This is a genomic window from Variovorax sp. LjRoot290, from assembly GCF_964253985.1.
Lineage (GTDB): Bacteria > Pseudomonadota > Gammaproteobacteria > Burkholderiales > Burkholderiaceae_C > Variovorax.
Window position 1 is genome coordinate 2,026,910 of sequence record NZ_CAXURW020000001.1, and the last position, 16,692, is coordinate 2,043,601.

At 66.8% G+C, this 16,692-nt stretch carries 19 protein-coding genes; 8 read left to right on the top strand and 11 right to left on the bottom strand.

What is annotated here, in order from left to right; genetic code table 11:
* Window positions 1-6 precede the first annotated feature (6 nt).
* The 4 genes from eno to ACSQ9A_RS10325 are packed head-to-tail and all read right to left on the bottom strand — an operon-like array spanning window position 7 to window position 4,124.
* Window positions 7-1,290 carry a phosphopyruvate hydratase gene (eno, locus tag ACSQ9A_RS10310; RefSeq protein WP_093102552.1) on the bottom strand — a complete coding sequence of 428 codons (1,284 nt, stop codon included), beginning with the start codon at window positions 1,288-1,290 and terminating at the stop codon, window positions 7-9.
* A gap of 25 nt (window positions 1,291-1,315) precedes the next feature.
* Window positions 1,316-1,603, bottom strand: a complete 288-nt coding sequence (locus ACSQ9A_RS10315; RefSeq protein WP_093102554.1) for a DUF1330 domain-containing protein — start codon at window positions 1,601-1,603, stop codon at window positions 1,316-1,318.
* A complete protein-coding gene (gene kdsA / locus ACSQ9A_RS10320) occupies window positions 1,600-2,457 on the bottom strand; it encodes a 3-deoxy-8-phosphooctulonate synthase (protein WP_093102556.1) in 858 nt (285 codons plus the stop codon). The genes ACSQ9A_RS10315 and kdsA overlap by 4 nt, the downstream gene beginning before the upstream one ends.
* A complete protein-coding gene (locus tag ACSQ9A_RS10325) occupies window positions 2,454-4,124 on the bottom strand; it encodes a CTP synthase (protein WP_093102558.1) in 1,671 nt (556 codons plus the stop codon). The genes kdsA and ACSQ9A_RS10325 overlap by 4 nt, the downstream gene beginning before the upstream one ends.
* A 101-nt stretch (window positions 4,125-4,225) precedes the next feature.
* Here ACSQ9A_RS10325 and coaBC point away from each other — a divergent pair, with 101 nt between their 5' ends.
* The 4 genes from coaBC (at window position 4,226) to ACSQ9A_RS10345 (ending at window position 7,022) form a co-directional block, all read left to right on the top strand.
* Complete coding sequence (gene coaBC / locus ACSQ9A_RS10330) at window positions 4,226-5,446, top strand: bifunctional phosphopantothenoylcysteine decarboxylase/phosphopantothenate--cysteine ligase CoaBC (protein ID WP_436303573.1); 1,221 nt, start codon at window positions 4,226-4,228, stop codon at window positions 5,444-5,446.
* Between the two features lie 2 nt (window positions 5,447-5,448).
* Window positions 5,449-5,916 carry a hypothetical protein gene (locus ACSQ9A_RS10335; RefSeq protein ID WP_093102562.1) on the top strand — a complete coding sequence of 156 codons (468 nt, stop codon included), beginning with the start codon at window positions 5,449-5,451 and terminating at the stop codon, window positions 5,914-5,916.
* A complete protein-coding gene (dut, locus tag ACSQ9A_RS10340; protein ID WP_436303574.1) occupies window positions 5,917-6,363 on the top strand; it encodes a dUTP diphosphatase in 447 nt (148 codons plus the stop codon).
* A 167-nt stretch (window positions 6,364-6,530) separates the two neighbouring features.
* The gene (locus tag ACSQ9A_RS10345; RefSeq protein ID WP_093102566.1) at window positions 6,531-7,022 is read left to right on the top strand and encodes a glycine zipper 2TM domain-containing protein; all 492 of its coding nucleotides are present in this window, start codon (window positions 6,531-6,533) and stop codon (window positions 7,020-7,022) included.
* Window positions 7,023-7,087: 65 nt separating this feature from the next.
* On the opposite strand, the gene ACSQ9A_RS10350 is transcribed toward ACSQ9A_RS10345, so the two are convergent.
* Window positions 7,088-7,612: an FKBP-type peptidyl-prolyl cis-trans isomerase gene (locus ACSQ9A_RS10350; protein WP_093102567.1), complete on the bottom strand. Its 525-nt coding sequence runs from the start codon at window positions 7,610-7,612 to the stop codon at window positions 7,088-7,090.
* A 14-nt stretch (window positions 7,613-7,626) separates the two neighbouring features.
* Here ACSQ9A_RS10350 and ACSQ9A_RS10355 point away from each other — a divergent pair, with 14 nt between their 5' ends.
* The 3 genes from ACSQ9A_RS10355 to ACSQ9A_RS10365 all read left to right on the top strand — a co-directional run bounded on the left by ACSQ9A_RS10355 (window position 7,627) and on the right by ACSQ9A_RS10365 (window position 9,628).
* Window positions 7,627-8,766, top strand: coding sequence for a JmjC domain-containing protein (locus ACSQ9A_RS10355; RefSeq protein ID WP_436303575.1), 1,140 nt, complete (start codon window positions 7,627-7,629; stop codon window positions 8,764-8,766).
* Window positions 8,756-9,262 (top strand): hypothetical protein, encoded by a 507-nt coding sequence (locus ACSQ9A_RS10360; protein ID WP_436303576.1) that lies wholly within the window; start codon window positions 8,756-8,758, stop codon window positions 9,260-9,262. Before ACSQ9A_RS10355 ends, ACSQ9A_RS10360 begins: the two co-directional genes overlap by 11 nt.
* A gap of 93 nt (window positions 9,263-9,355) precedes the next feature.
* Window positions 9,356-9,628: a hypothetical protein gene (locus ACSQ9A_RS10365; protein ID WP_436303577.1), complete on the top strand. Its 273-nt coding sequence runs from the start codon at window positions 9,356-9,358 to the stop codon at window positions 9,626-9,628.
* A 49-nt stretch (window positions 9,629-9,677) separates the two neighbouring features.
* Here ACSQ9A_RS10365 and ACSQ9A_RS10370 read toward each other — a convergent pair whose 3' ends face one another.
* The 6 genes from ACSQ9A_RS10370 to ACSQ9A_RS10395 all read right to left on the bottom strand — a co-directional run bounded on the left by ACSQ9A_RS10370 (window position 9,678) and on the right by ACSQ9A_RS10395 (window position 14,517).
* Complete coding sequence (locus ACSQ9A_RS10370) at window positions 9,678-10,454, bottom strand: MBL fold metallo-hydrolase (RefSeq protein WP_436303578.1); 777 nt, start codon at window positions 10,452-10,454, stop codon at window positions 9,678-9,680.
* Between the two features lie 10 nt (window positions 10,455-10,464).
* Window positions 10,465-11,544, bottom strand: coding sequence for an outer membrane protein assembly factor BamC (bamC, locus tag ACSQ9A_RS10375; protein WP_093102577.1), 1,080 nt, complete (start codon window positions 11,542-11,544; stop codon window positions 10,465-10,467).
* Window positions 11,545-11,659: 115 nt separating this feature from the next.
* On the bottom strand, window positions 11,660-12,586 hold the full coding sequence (dapA, locus tag ACSQ9A_RS10380; protein WP_436303579.1) for a 4-hydroxy-tetrahydrodipicolinate synthase: 927 nt from the start codon (window positions 12,584-12,586) through the stop codon (window positions 11,660-11,662).
* Between the two features lie 4 nt (window positions 12,587-12,590).
* Complete coding sequence (locus ACSQ9A_RS10385) at window positions 12,591-13,118, bottom strand: class I SAM-dependent methyltransferase (RefSeq protein ID WP_436303580.1); 528 nt, start codon at window positions 13,116-13,118, stop codon at window positions 12,591-12,593.
* A gap of 29 nt (window positions 13,119-13,147) precedes the next feature.
* Window positions 13,148-13,288 carry a hypothetical protein gene (locus ACSQ9A_RS10390; RefSeq protein WP_170855468.1) on the bottom strand — a complete coding sequence of 47 codons (141 nt, stop codon included), beginning with the start codon at window positions 13,286-13,288 and terminating at the stop codon, window positions 13,148-13,150.
* 11 nt (window positions 13,289-13,299) lie between these two features.
* Window positions 13,300-14,517, bottom strand: coding sequence for an MFS transporter (locus ACSQ9A_RS10395; protein ID WP_436303582.1), 1,218 nt, complete (start codon window positions 14,515-14,517; stop codon window positions 13,300-13,302).
* A 154-nt stretch (window positions 14,518-14,671) separates the two neighbouring features.
* Here ACSQ9A_RS10395 and ACSQ9A_RS10400 point away from each other — a divergent pair, with 154 nt between their 5' ends.
* A complete protein-coding gene (locus ACSQ9A_RS10400) occupies window positions 14,672-16,648 on the top strand; it encodes a DNA topoisomerase IV subunit B (RefSeq protein ID WP_436303583.1) in 1,977 nt (658 codons plus the stop codon).
* Window positions 16,649-16,692 lie beyond the last annotated feature (44 nt).

The following is a 16,692-nucleotide window of genomic DNA, read 5'->3' on the forward strand; positions in this document are numbered from 1 at the left end:
GCAGGGCTAGCGCAGGTTGTAGAAGGCGCCGCGGCCGGGGTAGCTGGCGACGTCGCCGAGGTCTTCCTCGATGCGTAGCAGCTGGTTGTACTTGGCGATGCGGTCCGAACGCGACAGCGAGCCGGTCTTGATCTGGCCGGCGTTGGTGCCGACCGCGATGTCTGCGATGGTCGAGTCTTCGGTTTCGCCCGAGCGGTGACTGATCACGGCGGTGTAGCCGGCGCGCTTGGCCATCTCGATCGCGGCGAAGGTCTCGGTCAGGGTGCCGATCTGGTTGATCTTGATCAGGATCGAGTTGGCGATGCCCTTGTCGATGCCTTCCTGCAGGATCTTGGTGTTGGTCACGAACAGGTCGTCACCCACCAGCTGCACGCGCTTGCCGAGGCGTTCGGTCAGCATCTTCCAGCCGTCCCAGTCGCCTTCGTGCATGCCGTCTTCGATGCTGATGATCGGGTACTTGTCGACCCAGGTCGCGAGCATGTCGATCCAGTTGCCGGCCGACAGCGTGAGGTTCTCGCCGGAGAGAACGTAGTGGCCGTCCTTGTAGAACTCGCTGGCCGCGCAGTCCAGGCCCAGTGCGATCTGCGTCCCTGCCGTGTAGCCGGCCTTGTCTATCGCTTCCAGGATCAGCTGGATCGCGGCTTCATGGTTTTCGACGCTCGGCGCGAAACCGCCTTCGTCGCCCACGGCGGTGCTGATACCGCGGTCGCCCAGGATCTTCTTGAGCGCATGGAACACCTCGGCGCCGTAGCGCACCGCTTCGCGGAAGCTGGTCGCGCCCACGGGGATGATCATGAACTCCTGCAGGTCCAGGCTGTTGTTGGCGTGCGCGCCGCCGTTGATGACGTTCATCATCGGCACCGGCAGCTGCATGCCGCCCATGCCGCCGAAGTAGCGGTACAGCGGCAGGCCCGATTCTTCGGCCGCGGCGCGGGCCACGGCCATCGACACGGCCAGGGTCGCGTTGGCGCCCAGGCGGGCCTTGTTGTCGGTGCCGTCGAGGTCGTTCAGCGTGCGGTCCAGGAAGGCCTGTTCGCTCGCATCCAGGCCCAGCACGGCCTCGGAGATCTCGGTGTTGATGTTCTCCACCGCCTTGAGCACGCCCTTGCCCAGGTAGCGGCTCTTGTCGCCGTCGCGCAGCTCGATCGCCTCGCGCGAGCCGGTCGAAGCACCGGAGGGAACCGCTGCGCGGCCCATGGTGCCCGATTCGAGCAGCACGTCGCATTCGACGGTGGGGTTGCCGCGGCTGTCGAGAATTTCGCGCCCGACGATGTCAACGATTGCACTCATCTTTTCTCTTTCTCAAAAATTCGAATCACAGACCTTCGACAACGATCATTCGCATGACCGCCGCACCTTGGCGAGACGCGCGAGCTTCTCCGTATTCAGGCGACTCGCTGAACTTCTTCGCGGCCTCGACGCTCGGGAACTTGAGCACGACGAGGCGTTGCGGATTCCAATCGCCCTCGAGCACTTCGACCTTGCCGCCGCGCACGCAGACTTCTGCGCCGTAGACCTGCATGGCTTTGGAGGACAGCTTCTTGTACTCCTCATATTGCGTCGGATTCGTGACCTCGACATTCGCAATGATGTATGCGCTCATGACTGAAATGTGTTCTCCAGGAATGCGTTTTTCTTGGTAACGCCGTCGAGCGCCAGCAGCGTCTCGAGCAGCGCCTTCATGTGCTTGAGCGGCACGGCATTCGGCCCGTCGCTCAGTGCCTTGGCAGGATCGGGGTGCGTCTCCATGAAGAGGCCGGCCACGCCCACGGCGACCGCGGCGCGCGACAGCACCGGCACCATCTCGCGCTGGCCGCCCGAGCTCGTGCCCTGGCCGCCGGGCAGCTGCACCGAGTGCGTGGCATCGAACACCACCGGCGCGCCGGTCTCGCGCATGATCGCGAGCGAGCGCATGTCCGACACCAGGTTGTTGTAGCCGAAGCTGGCGCCGCGCTCGCAGGCCATGAAGCTGTCTTCGGGCAGCCCCTTTTCCTTGGCCGCCGCGCGCGCCTTGTCGATCACGTTCTTCATGTCGTGCGGCGCGAGGAACTGGCCCTTCTTGATGTTGACCGGCTTGCCCGACTGCGCCGCGGCGCGGATGAAGTCGGTCTGGCGGCACAGGAAGGCGGGCGTCTGCAGCACGTCGACCACCTGTGCAGCGGCCGCGATGTCTTCTTCGGTGTGCACGTCGGTCAAGACCGGCAGGCCCAGCTCGCGCTTGACCTTGGCCAGGATCTCCAGGCCCTTGTCGCGGCCCGGGCCGCGGAAGCTGGTGCCCGAGGAGCGGTTGGCCTTGTCGAAGCTGCTCTTGAAGATGAAGGGGATGCCGAGCGCGGAGGTGATTTCCTTCAGCGTGCCGGCAGTGTCCATCTGCAATTGCTCGGACTCGACGACACAGGGGCCGGCGATCAGGAAGAAGGGCTTGTCGAGCCCGATGTCGAATCCGCAGAGTTTCATGCCACGACCTTCAGTGCTTTCTTGTCCGCGCCCTGGTGTTCCAGCGCCGCCTTGATGAAGGCGTTGAACAAGGGATGGCCGCTCCACGGCGTGGACTTGAATTCGGGGTGGAACTGCACGCCCATGAACCAGGGGTGCACGTCCTGCGGCAGCTCGACGATCTCGGTCAGATGCTCGCGCTGGGTGAGCGCCGAGATCACCAGGCCGGCGCGGCGCAGCTCGTCGAGGTAGTTGACGTTGGCCTCGTAGCGGTGGCGGTGGCGCTCGGTCACCACGTCGCCGTAGATGCTGTGGGCCAGCGTGCCCGCGGCCACGTCGGAGCTTTGGGCGCCCAGGCGCATGGTGCCGCCAAGGTCGGACTTCTCGTCGCGCAGCTTGATAGTGCCGTCGTTGTCCTTCCACTCGGTGATCAGCGCGATCACGGGGCAAGAGGTTTCGGGATCGAACTCGGTGCTGTTGGCGTTCTTGAGCCCGGCGACGTTGCGGGCGTACTCGATGGTCGCGACCTGCATGCCCAGGCAGATGCCAAGGTACGGCACCTTCGTTTCGCGGGCAAAACGCGCCGCCGAGATTTTGCCCTCGACGCCGCGCTGGCCGAAGCCGCCCGGCACCAGGATCGCGTCGTACTTGGCGAGCCGGGCCACGTCCTGCGGGGAGATGGTTTCCGAGTCGACGTAGTCGATCTTCACGCGCGCATGGTTCTTCATGCCGGCATGGCGCAGCGCTTCGTTGAGCGACTTGTAGCTGTCGGAGAGGTCGACGTACTTGCCGACCATCGCGATCGTCACTTCCTTCTGCGGATGCTCGACCTCGTAGACCAGGTCGTCCCAGCGCTTGAGCTTGGCCGGCGGCGTGTTGATGCGCAGCTTGTCGCAGATCAGCCCGTCCAGGCCTTGTTCGTGCAGCATGCGCGGCACCTTGTAGATGGTGTCCACGTCCCACATCGAGATCACGCCCCATTCGGGCACGTTGGAGAACAGCGAGATCTTGGCGCGTTCGTCGTCCGGAATGGGGCGGTCGGCGCGGCACAGCAGGGCATCGGCCTGGATGCCGATGGCGCGCAGTTCCTTGGCGGTGTGCTGGGTGGGCTTGGTCTTGAGTTCGCCGGCGGCGGCGATCCAGGGCACGTAGCTCAGGTGCACGAAGGCCGAGTTGTTGGGGCCCATGCGCAGGCTCATCTGGCGCACCGCTTCGAGGAAGGGCAGCGATTCGATGTCGCCGACGGTGCCGCCGATCTCGACGATCGCCACGTCCACCTCGTGCGGCGTGCCGAGGCCGGCGCCGCGCTTGATGTATTCCTGGATCTCGTTGGTGATGTGCGGAATCACCTGCACCGTCTTGCCGAGATAGTCGCCGCGGCGCTCCTTCTCGAGCACCGACTTGTAGATCTGGCCGGTGGTGAAGTTGTTGGCCTTGCGCATGCGCGTGGTGACGAAGCGCTCGTAGTGGCCGAGATCGAGGTCGGTTTCGGCGCCGTCGTCGGTGACGAAGACCTCGCCGTGCTGGAAGGGCGACATCGTGCCGGGGTCGACGTTGATGTAGGGGTCCAGCTTGATGAGGGTGACTTTGAGGCCGCGCGATTCGAGGATCGCGGCGAGCGAGGCGGAGGCGATTCCCTTGCCCAGGGAAGACACCACACCACCGGTGACGAAGACGAATTTGGTCATGCCAGTTCCGAACTTGCAGGTCCGGGCAGTGGGAAATGGGGATTATAGGTGGGGCCTCTTGCCCTGGCCGCCGTAGGGCCGCCACAGATACACTGCCGGCCATGCAAGACCTCGCAGGAAAACACATCGTTCTGGGCCTGACCGGTGGCATCGCCTGCTACAAGTCGGCCGAACTTTGCAGGCTGCTCGTCAAGGCCGGCGCCACCGTGCAGGTGGTGATGACCGAGGCTGCCACGCAGTTCATCACCCCGGTGACCATGCAGGCGCTGTCCGGCCGGCCGGTCTACACCTCGCAGTGGGACGGGCGCGAGGCCAACAACATGCCGCACATCAACCTGAGCCGCGAGGCCGATGCGATCGTGCTGGCGCCTGCGAGTGCCGATTTCATTGCCCGCCTGGTGCAGGGCCGTTCCGACGAACTGCTGAGCCTGCTCTGCCTCGCGCGTCCGGCCGAGCGCGTGCCGCTCCTGATCGCGCCGGCCATGAATCGCGAGATGTGGGTTCATCCGGCCACGCAGCGCAACTTGCGCCAGGTCGACGCCGACGGCGCTCGGGTGCTGGGTGTCGGCAACGGCTGGCAGGCCTGCGGCGAGACCGGCGACGGCCGCATGCTCGAGGCCGAGCAACTCCTCGAGGAGATCGTGGCGCAGTTCCAGCCCAAGGTGCTGGCCGGCCGGCGCGTGGTCGTCACGGCCGGCCCGACCTTCGAGGCGCTCGATCCGATCCGCGGCATCACCAACCACTCGTCGGGCAAGATGGGCTTTGCCATCGCGCGCGCGGCGCGCGAGGCGGGCGCCGAAGTCACCCTGGTGGCCGGCCCGGTGCACCTGCCCACGCCGCGCGGTGTCGGCCGCGTCGACGTGATCTCGGCCAAGGAGATGCTCGACGCGACCCTGCGTGCCACGCAGGATGCGGCGGTCTTCGTCGCAACGGCCGCGGTGGCCGATTGGCGGCCGGCATCCCACAGCAAGCACAAGATCAAGAAAGACGGCAGCGGCCAGCCGCCGGCGCTCCATTTCGTCGAGAACGACGACATCCTGCTCACCGTCGCGCAAGGCGAGCGCGCCAAGGCCGGCCGGCTGTTCTGCGTGGGTTTCGCGGCCGAAAGCGAAAACCTGGCCGAGCACGCGAAGGCCAAGCGCGAACGCAAGGGTATTCCGCTCCTGGTCGGCAATATCGGCCCGCTGACCTTCGGGCAGGACCACAACAGCCTGCTGCTGGTCGACGCCAAGGGCGTGCGCGAGTTGCCGCGTGCGCCCAAGCTCGCGCTGGCGCGCGAACTGGTGGCCGAAATCGCGGCACGCCTGCCGGCAAGGAGCTAGCGATGAATCCCCAATGGAACACGCCGCCTGATGGCGACTTCGCGAGCTACGTGGAGCGGCTGACCGCGCAGGCGGCATTGCCCAGAAGCGAGAACCAGAACGGCGAGCACGGTCTGGACGTCGGCATGACGCCGTCCTCCGAGCCGCACAACGCGATCGCGGATGCAGCCTCTGCCGCGCGGCGCAGCGCCCAGTCGAATGGCGAGGTGCGCCCGGCGGCGGGCAGCGGCGACGTGGTGCGCAAGATGATCAAGGTGCTGGGCATCGTCTGGGTCCTGATCCTGCTCGTGCTGTTGTCGCTCGACGTGCCCTTGGGCGTGGTCGCGGTGGTGTTTGCGATTGGCCTCTGGCTGGCGCACAAGCTGCGGCGCTTGGCGCTCCCTCCCGGCATGGAGAACTGGAAGCAATGGGTCGAGGCAGCGGCCAGGAAACAGCAAGAACATCAGCAGCAAAAAAGGCGTGGCAAGTAAGTGAAAGTCGACCTTCGAATCCTCGATCCCCGCATGCAGGACCAGTTGCCTGCCTATGCAACCTCCGGCAGCGCCGGGCTGGACCTGCGCGCCTGCCTCGACGCGCCCATCACGCTGGAACCGAACGCCTGGCAACTGGTGGGCACCGGCATTGCGGTCCACCTGGCCGATCCCGGCTACGCCGCGCTGATCCTGCCGCGCTCGGGCCTGGGCCACAAGCATGGCATCGTGCTCGGCAATCTCGTCGGGCTGATCGACAGCGACTACCAAGGCGAGCTGAAGGTCAGCGCCTGGAACCGCAGCGACACCGCCTTCGTGCTGCAGCCGATGGAACGGCTGGCCCAACTGGTGATCGTGCCGGTGGTGCAGGCGCGGTTCCGGGTGGTGTCGGAATTCCCGCCCAGCGAGCGCGGCGAAGGCGGCTACGGCTCGACCGGCAAGCATTGAGGCGAGGGGCTGTAGGCTCGCTCCCACAGGTAAAGAATGGAACCGGCGATGCGGTTTTGGCATCGAAGGTTTCAACATGTGTGCACGGTCATCGCGCAAGAGCGCGATGCGTTAGGACACATGCGGAGCGCGCATCGCGCCAGACCTGTTTCGAGGAGCACTACACCATGAAGATTTCAATCCGCCTTGTTTCCGTCACTGCATCCGTTCTTGCGCTCGCAACCCTGACCGCCTGCGTGGCGCCGGCGCCGGTCTATCAGACCTCGCGCTATCCGTACCAGCCGGTTCAGCCGGTGGCCCAGTCGCCCTATGTGGAATATGGCCATGTGGCCAATATCGAGGTGCTGCGCAGCCAGACCGCAGGCACCGGCACCACCGGCGGCGGTGCGGTGGCCGGCGGCGTCCTCGGCGGCGTGGTCGGCAATCAGTTCGGTCATGGCAGCGGCCGCGCGGCGGCGACTGCGCTGGGCGTGGTCGGCGGTGCGCTGCTGGGCAACAGCATCGAAGCCAACCGCAACGCGCCGCGCGTCTACGAAAGCTACCGCGTCTCGATCCAGACCGACAACGGTGCCTACCGTTCCTTCGATGTGCCGAGCCCGGGCGACCTGCGCGTCGGCGACCGCGTGCGCATCGACGGCGGCCAGATCTCGCGCTTCTGAGCGCGCAGTGCACAAAAGAAAAAGCCGGGCATGCCCGGCTTTTTTTGTCCTTGTGTCCCTTGTTGTTAGTGCAGCAGGTCGTTGCCCGGCGCCATCGGCGGCACCTTGAAGAAACCTGTGCCCGCCGTGCCCCGGCCGATTTCTTCTTCGGTGGCTTCGCGCACCGACTTCACCGTGATGTCGAGCCGGATCGCGATGCCTGCGAGCGGATGGTTGCCGTCGAGCACCAGGTGCTCGGGGTAGATCTCGCTCACGGTGTAGATTGCGTTCTTGGGCATGTCGTGATTCACGCCCGCGGGCAAGGCGGCGCCGTCGAAGGTCATGCCTTCTTCCGTGCCTTCAGGAAAGAGGGCGCGCGGCTCGAGGAAGAGCAGCTGGTCGTTGAAGTCGCCGAAGGCCTGTTCAGGTTCGAGCTGGAGCAGCACCCGAGCGCCGGGCCCGTGGCCGAGCAGGGCGGCCTCGATCGCATCGAAAAGATCGTCGCCACCGACCAGGAATTCGACCGGATCGTCGAGCACGTCGAGCACCTCGCCCAGGGTGTCTTTCAGCGTCCAGGTCAGGCCGACCACGCATTGTTCAGAGATTTCCATTGCAGAATTCTCCCATGGAGATTCATCGATCCTTGCCTTTGCTCGGCGGCCTCAGCGCTTCGCAATTCATGCGCCGTCACTGGCAGAAGAAACCGCTGCTCGTGCGCCAGGCCGTGCCCGCCATGGTGCCACCGATCGAGCGCCAGGCGCTGTTCGCGCTGGCCGAACGCGAGGAGGTCGAGACGCGGCTCATTCGCCACGGCAAGGCCGGCTGGACCCTGCGGCATGGCCCCTTGCCGCACAGGGCGCTGCCATCGCTGAAGCAGCCTGACTGGACCCTGCTGGTGCAGGGCGTCGATCTGCATCACCAGGGCGTTCATGCATTGTTGCAGCAGTTCCGTTTCGTTCCCGACGCGCGGCTCGACGACCTGATGATCAGCTATGCGAGCGACGGTGGCGGCGTCGGCGCGCATTTCGACAGCTACGACGTGTTCTTGCTGCAGGCCCAGGGACAGCGCCGCTGGTCCATCGGCAAGCAGCGCGATCTGCGCCTGCAGCCCGAGGTGCCGCTCAAGATCCTGGCGCAGTTCGAGCCCGAGCAGAGCTTCGTGCTCGAAGCCGGCGACATGCTCTATCTGCCGCCGCGCTACGCGCACGAGGGTGTCGCGGTCGGCGGCGACTGCATGACCTATTCGATCGGACTGCGCGCGCCGGCCGCCGCCCCGCTCGGCGTCGACCTGCTCGCGCGCATCGCGGAGGCGCAGGCCGAGGCGCTGGAGGATGCGCCGACGAAGACGGCGCTTCATTACCGCGATCCCGCGCAGCCTGCGGTGGAGGCGCCGGCGGCGATACCGCCCGCCCTGCAAGCCTTTGCGCGCGATGCGGTGTTAGCCGCCTTGCGCAACCCCGACGCGATCGATCGTGCGCTGGGCGAATCGATGACCGAGCCCAAGCCCACAGTCTGGTTCGACCAGGGCGAGTTGCCGTCGGCGCTCGCCGGCGTTGCGCTCGACCGCCGCACGCGTATGCTCTACGACGCGCGGTATCTCTACATCAACGGCGAAAGCTTTCGCGCCTCGGGCCGCGATGCGAAGTTGATGCGCCTTTTGGCCGATCAGCGCGCGCTCGGTCCGCGCGATCTCCGAGGCGCGAGCGAAGGTGCGCTGGCGCTCCTGGGCGACTGGTGCGAAGCGGGGTGGCTGCATGCCGAATGAAGAAGTCGACACCACGTCCTTGCCCGAGGGGCCCTTCGATGGCCGTCATGCCTTTCAGGCCTATCTGCATGCGGCGCTCGCTGCTGCCGTGCAACAGAACTGGCGCGAGATCATTCTCTCCGACCCCGGCTTCGGCGATTGGCCGCTGGGCGAGCGCGCCATCGCCGATGCGCTGCAGGCCTGGTCGGCCAACGGGCGCAGCTTCGTGCTGCTGGCGCAGCGCTTCGACGTGTTCGAGCGCGAGCATGCACGCTTCGTGCACTGGCGCCGCATGTGGAGCCACATTGTCGACTGCCGGGCCTGCGAGGGGCCGGGCCTGCCGCAGGTGCCGAGCGGCATCTGGACGCCGTCCTGGTTTCTGAACCGCATCGATGTCGAGCGCAGCCGCGGTGTCTGCGGCCGCGAGCCCGCGGGCCGGCGCGCCTTGCGCGAAAGAATCGACGAGTGCCTGCGGCATGCGCGACCGGCCTTTCCGGCTTCCACGCTGGGCTTGTAAGCCAATGCCGCGAATCGCGGCGCCAGACATCTTCCTGCGAAGGTGCAGGTCTAGAATTTTTCTTTCGAGACCTTCATCCAAAGGAGTCATGTAATGAGAAAGTCCGTCCTGCTCGCCTCGCTGATCGCCGCTGCTGCATTGACTGCTTGCGGCAAGAAGGAGGAATCCGCGCCGGCCGTCGTCACCCCGCCGCCTGCCTCCGTCACGCCGGCACCCGCACCTCCGCCTCCACCGGCAGCAGCACCTGCTGCGCCCGATACGTCGGCCACGACGCCTGCACCGTCGCCCGGCTCGCAGTCGGCACTCGATGCGGCCAATGCCGCCACCGAAGCGGCCAAGAAGAAAGAGGAAGCACCCAAGCAGTAAGGCTGCAGCACATGCTCAAAGGCCGCCTTCGGGCGGCCTTTTTCATTGCCTAGAGATCGAGCCAGGGCGAGCCCTCTACGGCGTTCGCCGTCAGCATCTCGTCCTCGCCGGCGCCGAGTGCCTCGGCCATCGCGCGCCGCACGATCTCGGGCCGGTTGTTCTGTTCGCTGAGGTGGGCTGCCAGCACGTGGCGCAGTCCGCCGTGATGCACGGCACGCGCAATGGCTGCCGCGGCGGCGTTGGACAAGTGGCCGTAGTTGCCGCCGACGCGCAGCTTCAGGAAGGGCGGATAGGCCGAGCCGGCCAGCATGTCGCTGTCGTGATTGAACTCGATCAGCAGCGCGTCGAGCCCCATCAAGCGGGCCAGCACGTGCGGTGTCGCGTGCCCGAGGTCGGTCAGCACGCCGAGGCTGCGTGCGCCATCGGTGCAGCGCAGCTGCAGCGGCTCACGGGCATCGTGCGGAACGGTGAAGGGCTGGACCACGATGTCGCCGACTTCGATGTCAGCGCCGTCGCGCGCCAGACCCAGGCGGCCTTCGAAATCGCGCCCGCCGGTGGCGAGCCAGGTGCCCTCGCTCATCCAGACCTGCAGCCGCTCGCGGCGCGACAGCGCGTGTGCGCAGCCGATGTGGTCGCCATGCTCGTGCGTGACGAAGACCGCGTCGATGTCGCAGGCCGCGAGGCCTGCGCGTGCCAGCCGCGCGTCGAGCTGCCGCAGCCCGAAGCCGCAGTCGATCAGGAGCCTCGATGTGCGGCCGCCGCTCGTCGCCTCGACCAGCGTGGCATTGCCCGTGCTGCCGCTGCCCAGACTGCGGAAGCGCAGCATTCGAGAAGACCTACTTCAGGTCGTCCGCGATGACCTGCACGATGCGTTGTGCATTCGCCGAGGTTTCGGGCGCGCCGCTTTCGTTGAGTACCGCCACCGTGCTGGCATCGCCCTGGCCCTTGACCATGATGCGGTACTTGAGCGGCGCCTCGGCCTTGCCCGAGCTGCTGAACAGCTTGCCGAAGAAGCCGGGTTCCTTCTTGTCCGGGTTGGGCGCCACGTAGCGCACGAAGTAGGTGCCGGCGCTGCGGTCGCGGTCTTCGACCGTGAAGCCGGTGCGGTCCAGCGCGAGGCCGACGCGGCGCCATGCCCGCTCGAAGTTCTCGTTGATCTGCACCACCGGCTGGCCACCGACGTTGGCGACGCTGGCGGTGCGCGCGGGTGCGCTGGTCGCGGCGAGCAGCTTCGACTGCTCCTGCGAAACGCCCAGCTTCACCATCAGGCGGCGCAGGAATTCGGTTTCGAGCTCGGGGTCGGTGGCGCGCGGCTGCCAGACCGTCTGGTCCTTGCGCGCGGTGTTGTAGACCTCTTCCATGCCGCGGTGGCTCACGAAGATCTCGGTGCCGTTGGGCGTGCGCTCGAGGCGGGTGCGGAAGCGATCGAGTTCGCCGGTGGAATAGACCGAATCGACCAGCTTGCCGAGCGTGCCGCGGATGACGTCCTGCGGCAGCTTGGCACGGTTCTCGGCCCAGTCGGTCTCCATGATGCCGAGGTTGCGCTGATCAGTGGTGAGCAGGAAGCCGTTCTCCTGCCAGAAGTCGCGCACCGGCTCCCAGAGCTGGTCGGGCGAGCGGTTGACGACGATCCAGCGCTGCGAACCCGAGCGCTCCATGCGAACGTCGCCGATGTTGCCGACGGCCGTCGGGATGCTGGGCGCGTTGGCAATGCCGGCCTGGTAGCCGCTGGCCGTCACCGCGCCGCCGGGCACCGCGTAGCGGTTTTCGCGCGAGAGCTGCGTGAGATCGGGCGGCACTTCGAGCGTGGGTGCCTTGCCGGCGCTCTTGTAATCGATCTTGTCGCTCTCGAGGACCGAGCAGGCGGCGAGGCTGGCGATCAGGGCCAGCAGTGCGAATCGCGAAATGGTTTTCAACGTCGTCTTCCTTGTGGAATGTTTAGCTCAATCGATGGGCAGCAGCGTCCCGCTGTGTCAGAGCGCCGGCTGCGCAAAAGGTTGCCGGCGTTCGCGAAGGGCGGTGCGGATGGAATCAGTCCTTGAGCAAGCCGCTGGCGCGCAGCGCGGACTCGACCACCGGACGGCTCGCTTCGGCGAGCTCGGTGAGCGGCAGGCGCAGTGCACCGCCGCACAGGCCGAGCCGGGCCATGGCCCACTTGACCGGGATCGGATTCGGTTCGACGAACAGATGGCGATGCAGCGGCATCAGCTCGAACTGGATCTGCATCGCGCGCCGGGTGTCGCCGGCGATCGCGGCCATGCAAAGCTCATGCATCTTGCGCGGCGCCACGTTGGCCGTGACGCTGATGTTGCCCTGGCCGCCGCACAGCATCAGCGCGACGGCGGTCGGATCGTCGCCCGAATAGACCGCGAAATTCTTCGGCAGATCGCGGATCAGCCACTGCGCGCGTTCGATGTTGCCGGTGGCTTCCTTGATGCCGACGATGCCGGGCACCTGCGCCAGGCGCAGCACGGTGTCGTGCGCCATATCGGCCACCGTGCGGCCGGGCACGTTGTAGAGCACGATGGGCAGATCGCCCACGGCCTCGGCGATCGCCTTGAAGTGCAGGTACTGGCCTTCCTGCGTCGGCTTGTTGTAGTAGGGCACCACCTGCAATTGCGAGTCGGCGCCCACGCCCTTGGCGAACCTGGCGAGTTCGATCGCTTCCTTGGTGGAATTGGCGCCGCAGCCGGCCATCACGGGAACGCGGCCCTTGGCCTGTTCGACCGCGATGCGGATGATCTCGCAATGCTCCTCGACGTCGACCGTCGGCGACTCGCCGGTGGTGCCGACCACGCCGAGGCAATCGGTGCCTTCGTCGATGTGCCAGTCGATCAGCCGGCGCAGGGCGGGATAGTCGACACTGCCGTCGTCATGCATCGGCGTGACGAGCGCGACGATGCTGCCTGTCAGTTGCTCCAAGGGGGTCTCTTTTGTCGGTGGACGAAAAGCAGACATTCTACTAACTGGCGGCGGGCCCTCGGAGCGGGTAGCGCGGCGGCGTTCCGGGCGAGTGGATGGCGGGCCGGACGGCCGCGATCCGCTGCATGAAGCGCTCCGGCTGTGCCAGGAAGCCATCCTCGTAAGCCACGACCCGCAGGCCCGCGCAGGCGCCGAGCAGTTCGCCCGGCTGCAGCAGGAAATCGGGCCGCGAGGGCTTGCCCACGGTCTCGTTGCTCGCGGCGAAGGTTTCGTAGAGCAGCACGCCGCCGGGCGCGACCGCGGCGACGATGTCGGGCAGGCGCGGCCGCCAGAGGTAGTTGGTGACGATCACCGCCCCGAATACCCGGCCGCCAAGGGGCCAGGGCCCGGACTCGATGTCGGCCAGCACAGCCTGCCCGAACTCGGCCGCCGAAGCGATGGCTTCCGGCGACCGGTCCACGCCCGTCACCGGATGCCCGCGCTCGGCGAACCAGCGCATGTGCCGCCCCGCACCGCAGGCCACGTCGAGCACGGCGGCGCCGGGCGCCAGCAGGTGCGACCAGCGCACGATCCAGGGGGAGGGCGGGAGGTCGTGGCTCAGAAGCAGGCCCAGATCTGGTCTACCAGCGTCACGAGGAAGCCGGGGCGCGTGTAAAGCGCGAACACGCCCAGCAGCGCCAGCACCGCCGCGCCCAGCCAGCCGGCTTGCACGAGGTGATGGCGTGTGTTGGGGCGCATGGCGAAGGATCTCAGGCCGGCTGAGGAACCGGGCGCGCGATCGCGCCTTCCTTGACCGGCAGGTTGACCAGCGCTGCGAACACGCCGAGCGCGATTGCGAGGTACCAGACGATGTCGTAGCTGCCGGTGCTGTCGTAGAGATAGCCGCCGAGCCAGACGCCGAGGAAGGAGCCGACCTGGTGGCTCAGGAACACGAAGCCGCCCAGCATCGACAGGTGCGCCACGCCGAAGATCTGGGCCACGATGCCGCTGGTCAGCGGCACGGTCGACAACCACAGGAAGCCCATCGCGCTCGCGAACACGTACACCGTGAGCGGCGTGATCGGCGTCAGCAGGAAGATCGCGATCGCCGCCGCACGGCTGAAGTAGATGGCGGCCAGCAGCTTGCGCTTGGCCAGCCGGGCCCCGAGCGAGCCTGCGACGTAGGTGCCGAAGACATTGAACAGCCCGACCAGCGCCAGCGCATAGCTCGCCACCTCGGGCGACAGCCCCTTGTCGCGCAGGTAGCTCGGCATGTGCACGCCGACGAACGCCAACTGGAAGCCGCAGACGAAATAGCCCGCCATCAGCAGCACGAAGCTCGGGTACTTGAACGCCTCGTGCACCGCCTGCAGGATGGTCTGGTCGCGGTGCGCGACGGCTGCGTGGCCGACACGCGGCTCGCGCAGGCCGAAAGCGAGCGGCACGATCAGGAGCACCATGAGCGCCAGCACCAGCAGGGCCGTGTGCCAGCCGAAGCCCGCGATCAGGTGGCCCTCGACCGGCACCATGAGGAACTGCCCGAAGGAGCCGGCCGCGGCGGCCACCCCCATGGCCCAGGAGCGCCGCTCCACCGGAATCTGGCGGCCGATCACGCCGTAGATCACGGCGTAGGTGGTGCCGGCCTGCGCGGCGCCGATCAGCACGCCGGCCGTCAGCGCGAAGAGCAGCGGCGTGGGCGAGAGCGCCATGCCCGCGAGGCCCAGGGCGTAGAACACCGCGCCCATCACCAGCACGCGAAAGGCGCCCAGCTTGTCGGCCAGCATGCCGGCGAAGACGCCGATGACGCCCCAGGACAGGTTCTGGATCGCGATCGCGAGCGAGAAGCCTTGGCGCGACCAGCCCTGTTCCTGCGTGATCGGCTGCAGCCAGAGGCCGAAGCCGTGGCGGATGCCCATGGAGAGGGTGACGATCATGGCGCCGCAAAACAGGACTTGCTTGAGCGACAGCGGCTTGAGGGTGGAATTCATTCCAGGCAATGTATCCAAAGCCGGAGCAGCCGCATGGCACGGCGGCGACGGGGATTGTTGATATTTTCGGGCCGCGCTGATGCGGCGGCGGCATCAGAGGGCTTCTGTATGTCCATACAGGGTTTTCGCCGGGCCACGCATACAATCCGCCCCCATGGCGACCCTCAGCAAGACTCCCCCGGCCTATTCGGAAGGCTCGATCCGCGTTCTCAAGGGCCTCGAGCCCGTCAAGCAGCGACCGGGCATGTACACCCGCACGGACAACCCGCTGCACATCATCCAGGAAGTGCTGGACAACGCCGCCGACGAGGCGCTCGCGGGCTACGGCAAGAAGATCAAGGTCACGCTGCACGCGGACGGCTCGGTCAGCGTCGAGGACGATGGCCGCGGCATCCCCTTCGGCCTGCATCCTGAAGAAAAGGCGCCGGTGGTCGAACTGGTGTTCACCCGGCTGCACGCGGGCGGCAAGTTCGACAAGGGCTCGGGCGGTGCCTACAGCTTCTCGGGCGGCCTGCACGGCGTGGGCGTGTCGGTGACCAATGCGCTGTCGAAGCGGCTCGAGGTCCAGTCCTTTCGCGAAGGCAAGGCAGCGCAGCTCGCGTTCTCCGGCGGCGACGTGATCGAGCCGCTGGTGGTGCGCGCCAACGACGGCGGCGACCGCAAGCAGGGCACCACGGTGCGCGCCTGGCCGGACGCCAAGTACTTCGAATCGCCCCAGCTTCCGATCCACGAGCTGACCCATCTGCTGCGCAGCAAGGCCGTGCTGATGCCGGGCGTCACCGTCACGCTGGTGGTCGAGAAGACCAAGGAAACGCAGCAGTGGCTCTACAAGGGCGGTCTGCGCGACTACCTGATGCAGGAGCTCAACGGCGACCCGGTGATCCCGCTGTTCGAAGGCGCGGGCCATGCCGACAAGAACGCCGACAACTTCGCCGAGGGCGAGGGCGCCGAGTGGTGCGTCGCCTTCACCGAGGAAGGCCAGCCGGTGCGTGAGAGCTACGTCAACCTCATTCCCACCAGCGCCGGTGGCACGCATGAGAGCGGTCTGCGCGACGGCCTGTTTAACGCGGTCAAGAGCTTCATCGAACTGCATTCGCTGCTGCCCAAGGGCGTGAAGCTGCTGCCGGAGGACGTGTTCGCGCGCGCCTCGTACGTGCTCTCGGCCAAGGTGCTCGATCCGCAGTTCCAGGGCCAGATCAAGGAGCGGCTCAATTCGCGCGACGCCGTGCGGCTGGTGTCCAGCTTCGTGCGGCCGGCGCTGGAGCTGTGGCTCAACCAGCACGTCGATTACGGCAGGAGGCTCGCCGAGCTGGCCATCAAGGCCGCGCAGACACGCCAGAAGGCCGGCCAGAAGGTCGAGAAGCGCAAGGGTTCGGGCGTGGCCGTGCTGCCCGGCAAGCTGACCGACTGCGAGAGCAAGGACATCGCCCACAACGAGGTGTTCCTGGTCGAGGGCGATTCGGCCGGCGGCAGCGCCAAGATGGGCCGCGACAAGGAAAGCCAGGCCATCCTGCCGCTGCGCGGCAAGGTGCTCAACACCTGGGAAGTGGAGCGCGACCGCCTCTTCGCCAACACCGAAATCCATGACATCTCGGTCGCGATCGGCATCGATCCGCACGGCCCCGAGGACACGCCCGACATGTCGGGCCTGCGCTACGGCAAGGTCTGCATCCTGAGCGATGCCGACGTCGACGGCTCGCACATCCAGGTGCTGCTCCTGACGCTGTTCTTCCGCCATTTCCCGAAACTGATCGAAACCGGTCACGTGTATGTCGCCAAGCCGCCGCTCTTCCGCGTCGACGCGCCGGCGCGCGGCAAGAAGCCGGCCTCGAAGGTCTACGCGCTCGACGAGGGCGAACTGGTCGCCATCCTCGACAAGCTGCGCAAGGACGGCGTGCGCGAAGGCGCCTGGAGCATCAGCCGCTTCAAGGGCCTGGGCGAAATGAGCGCCGAGCAGCTGTGGGAGACGACCCTCAACCCCGACACGCGGCGACTGCTGCAGGTGCGCCTGGGCCGCTTCGACGTCTCGGGCACGCAGGGCGAGATCACCAAGCTGATGGGCAAGGGCGAGGCCGCGGCGCGACGCGAGTTGATGGAGCTGCGGGCCGACGATGTCGAGGTCGATGTTTGAGCGCGTGACGCAGTAGGCGTTCGCGCCGAAAATGCGTCTCTGAC

What these genes read in the sequence shown, in the direction of transcription:
- eno (WP_093102552.1), bottom strand. Translation starts at nt 1,290, where the DNA reads ATGAGTGCAATCGTTGACATCGTCGGGCGCGAAATTCTCGACAGCCGC.
- ACSQ9A_RS10315 (WP_093102554.1), bottom strand. Translation starts at nt 1,603, where the DNA reads ATGAGCGCATACATCATTGCGAATGTCGAGGTCACGAATCCGACGCAA.
- kdsA (WP_093102556.1), bottom strand. Translation starts at nt 2,457, where the DNA reads ATGAAACTCTGCGGATTCGACATCGGGCTCGACAAGCCCTTCTTCCTG.
- ACSQ9A_RS10325 (WP_093102558.1), bottom strand. Translation starts at nt 4,124, where the DNA reads ATGACCAAATTCGTCTTCGTCACCGGTGGTGTGGTGTCTTCCCTGGGC.
- coaBC (WP_436303573.1), top strand. Translation starts at nt 4,226, where the DNA reads ATGCAAGACCTCGCAGGAAAACACATCGTTCTGGGCCTGACCGGTGGC.
- ACSQ9A_RS10335 (WP_093102562.1), top strand. Translation starts at nt 5,449, where the DNA reads ATGAATCCCCAATGGAACACGCCGCCTGATGGCGACTTCGCGAGCTAC.
- ACSQ9A_RS10345 (WP_093102566.1), top strand. Translation starts at nt 6,531, where the DNA reads ATGAAGATTTCAATCCGCCTTGTTTCCGTCACTGCATCCGTTCTTGCG.
- ACSQ9A_RS10350 (WP_093102567.1), bottom strand. Translation starts at nt 7,612, where the DNA reads ATGGAAATCTCTGAACAATGCGTGGTCGGCCTGACCTGGACGCTGAAA.
- ACSQ9A_RS10355 (WP_436303575.1), top strand. Translation starts at nt 7,627, where the DNA reads ATGGAGATTCATCGATCCTTGCCTTTGCTCGGCGGCCTCAGCGCTTCG.
- ACSQ9A_RS10360 (WP_436303576.1), top strand. Translation starts at nt 8,756, where the DNA reads ATGCCGAATGAAGAAGTCGACACCACGTCCTTGCCCGAGGGGCCCTTC.
- ACSQ9A_RS10365 (WP_436303577.1), top strand. Translation starts at nt 9,356, where the DNA reads ATGAGAAAGTCCGTCCTGCTCGCCTCGCTGATCGCCGCTGCTGCATTG.
- ACSQ9A_RS10370 (WP_436303578.1), bottom strand. Translation starts at nt 10,454, where the DNA reads ATGCTGCGCTTCCGCAGTCTGGGCAGCGGCAGCACGGGCAATGCCACG.
- dapA (WP_436303579.1), bottom strand. Translation starts at nt 12,586, where the DNA reads ATGTCTGCTTTTCGTCCACCGACAAAAGAGACCCCCTTGGAGCAACTG.
- ACSQ9A_RS10390 (WP_170855468.1), bottom strand. Translation starts at nt 13,288, where the DNA reads ATGCGCCCCAACACACGCCATCACCTCGTGCAAGCCGGCTGGCTGGGC.
- ACSQ9A_RS10395 (WP_436303582.1), bottom strand. Translation starts at nt 14,517, where the DNA reads ATGAATTCCACCCTCAAGCCGCTGTCGCTCAAGCAAGTCCTGTTTTGC.
- ACSQ9A_RS10400 (WP_436303583.1), top strand. Translation starts at nt 14,672, where the DNA reads ATGGCGACCCTCAGCAAGACTCCCCCGGCCTATTCGGAAGGCTCGATC.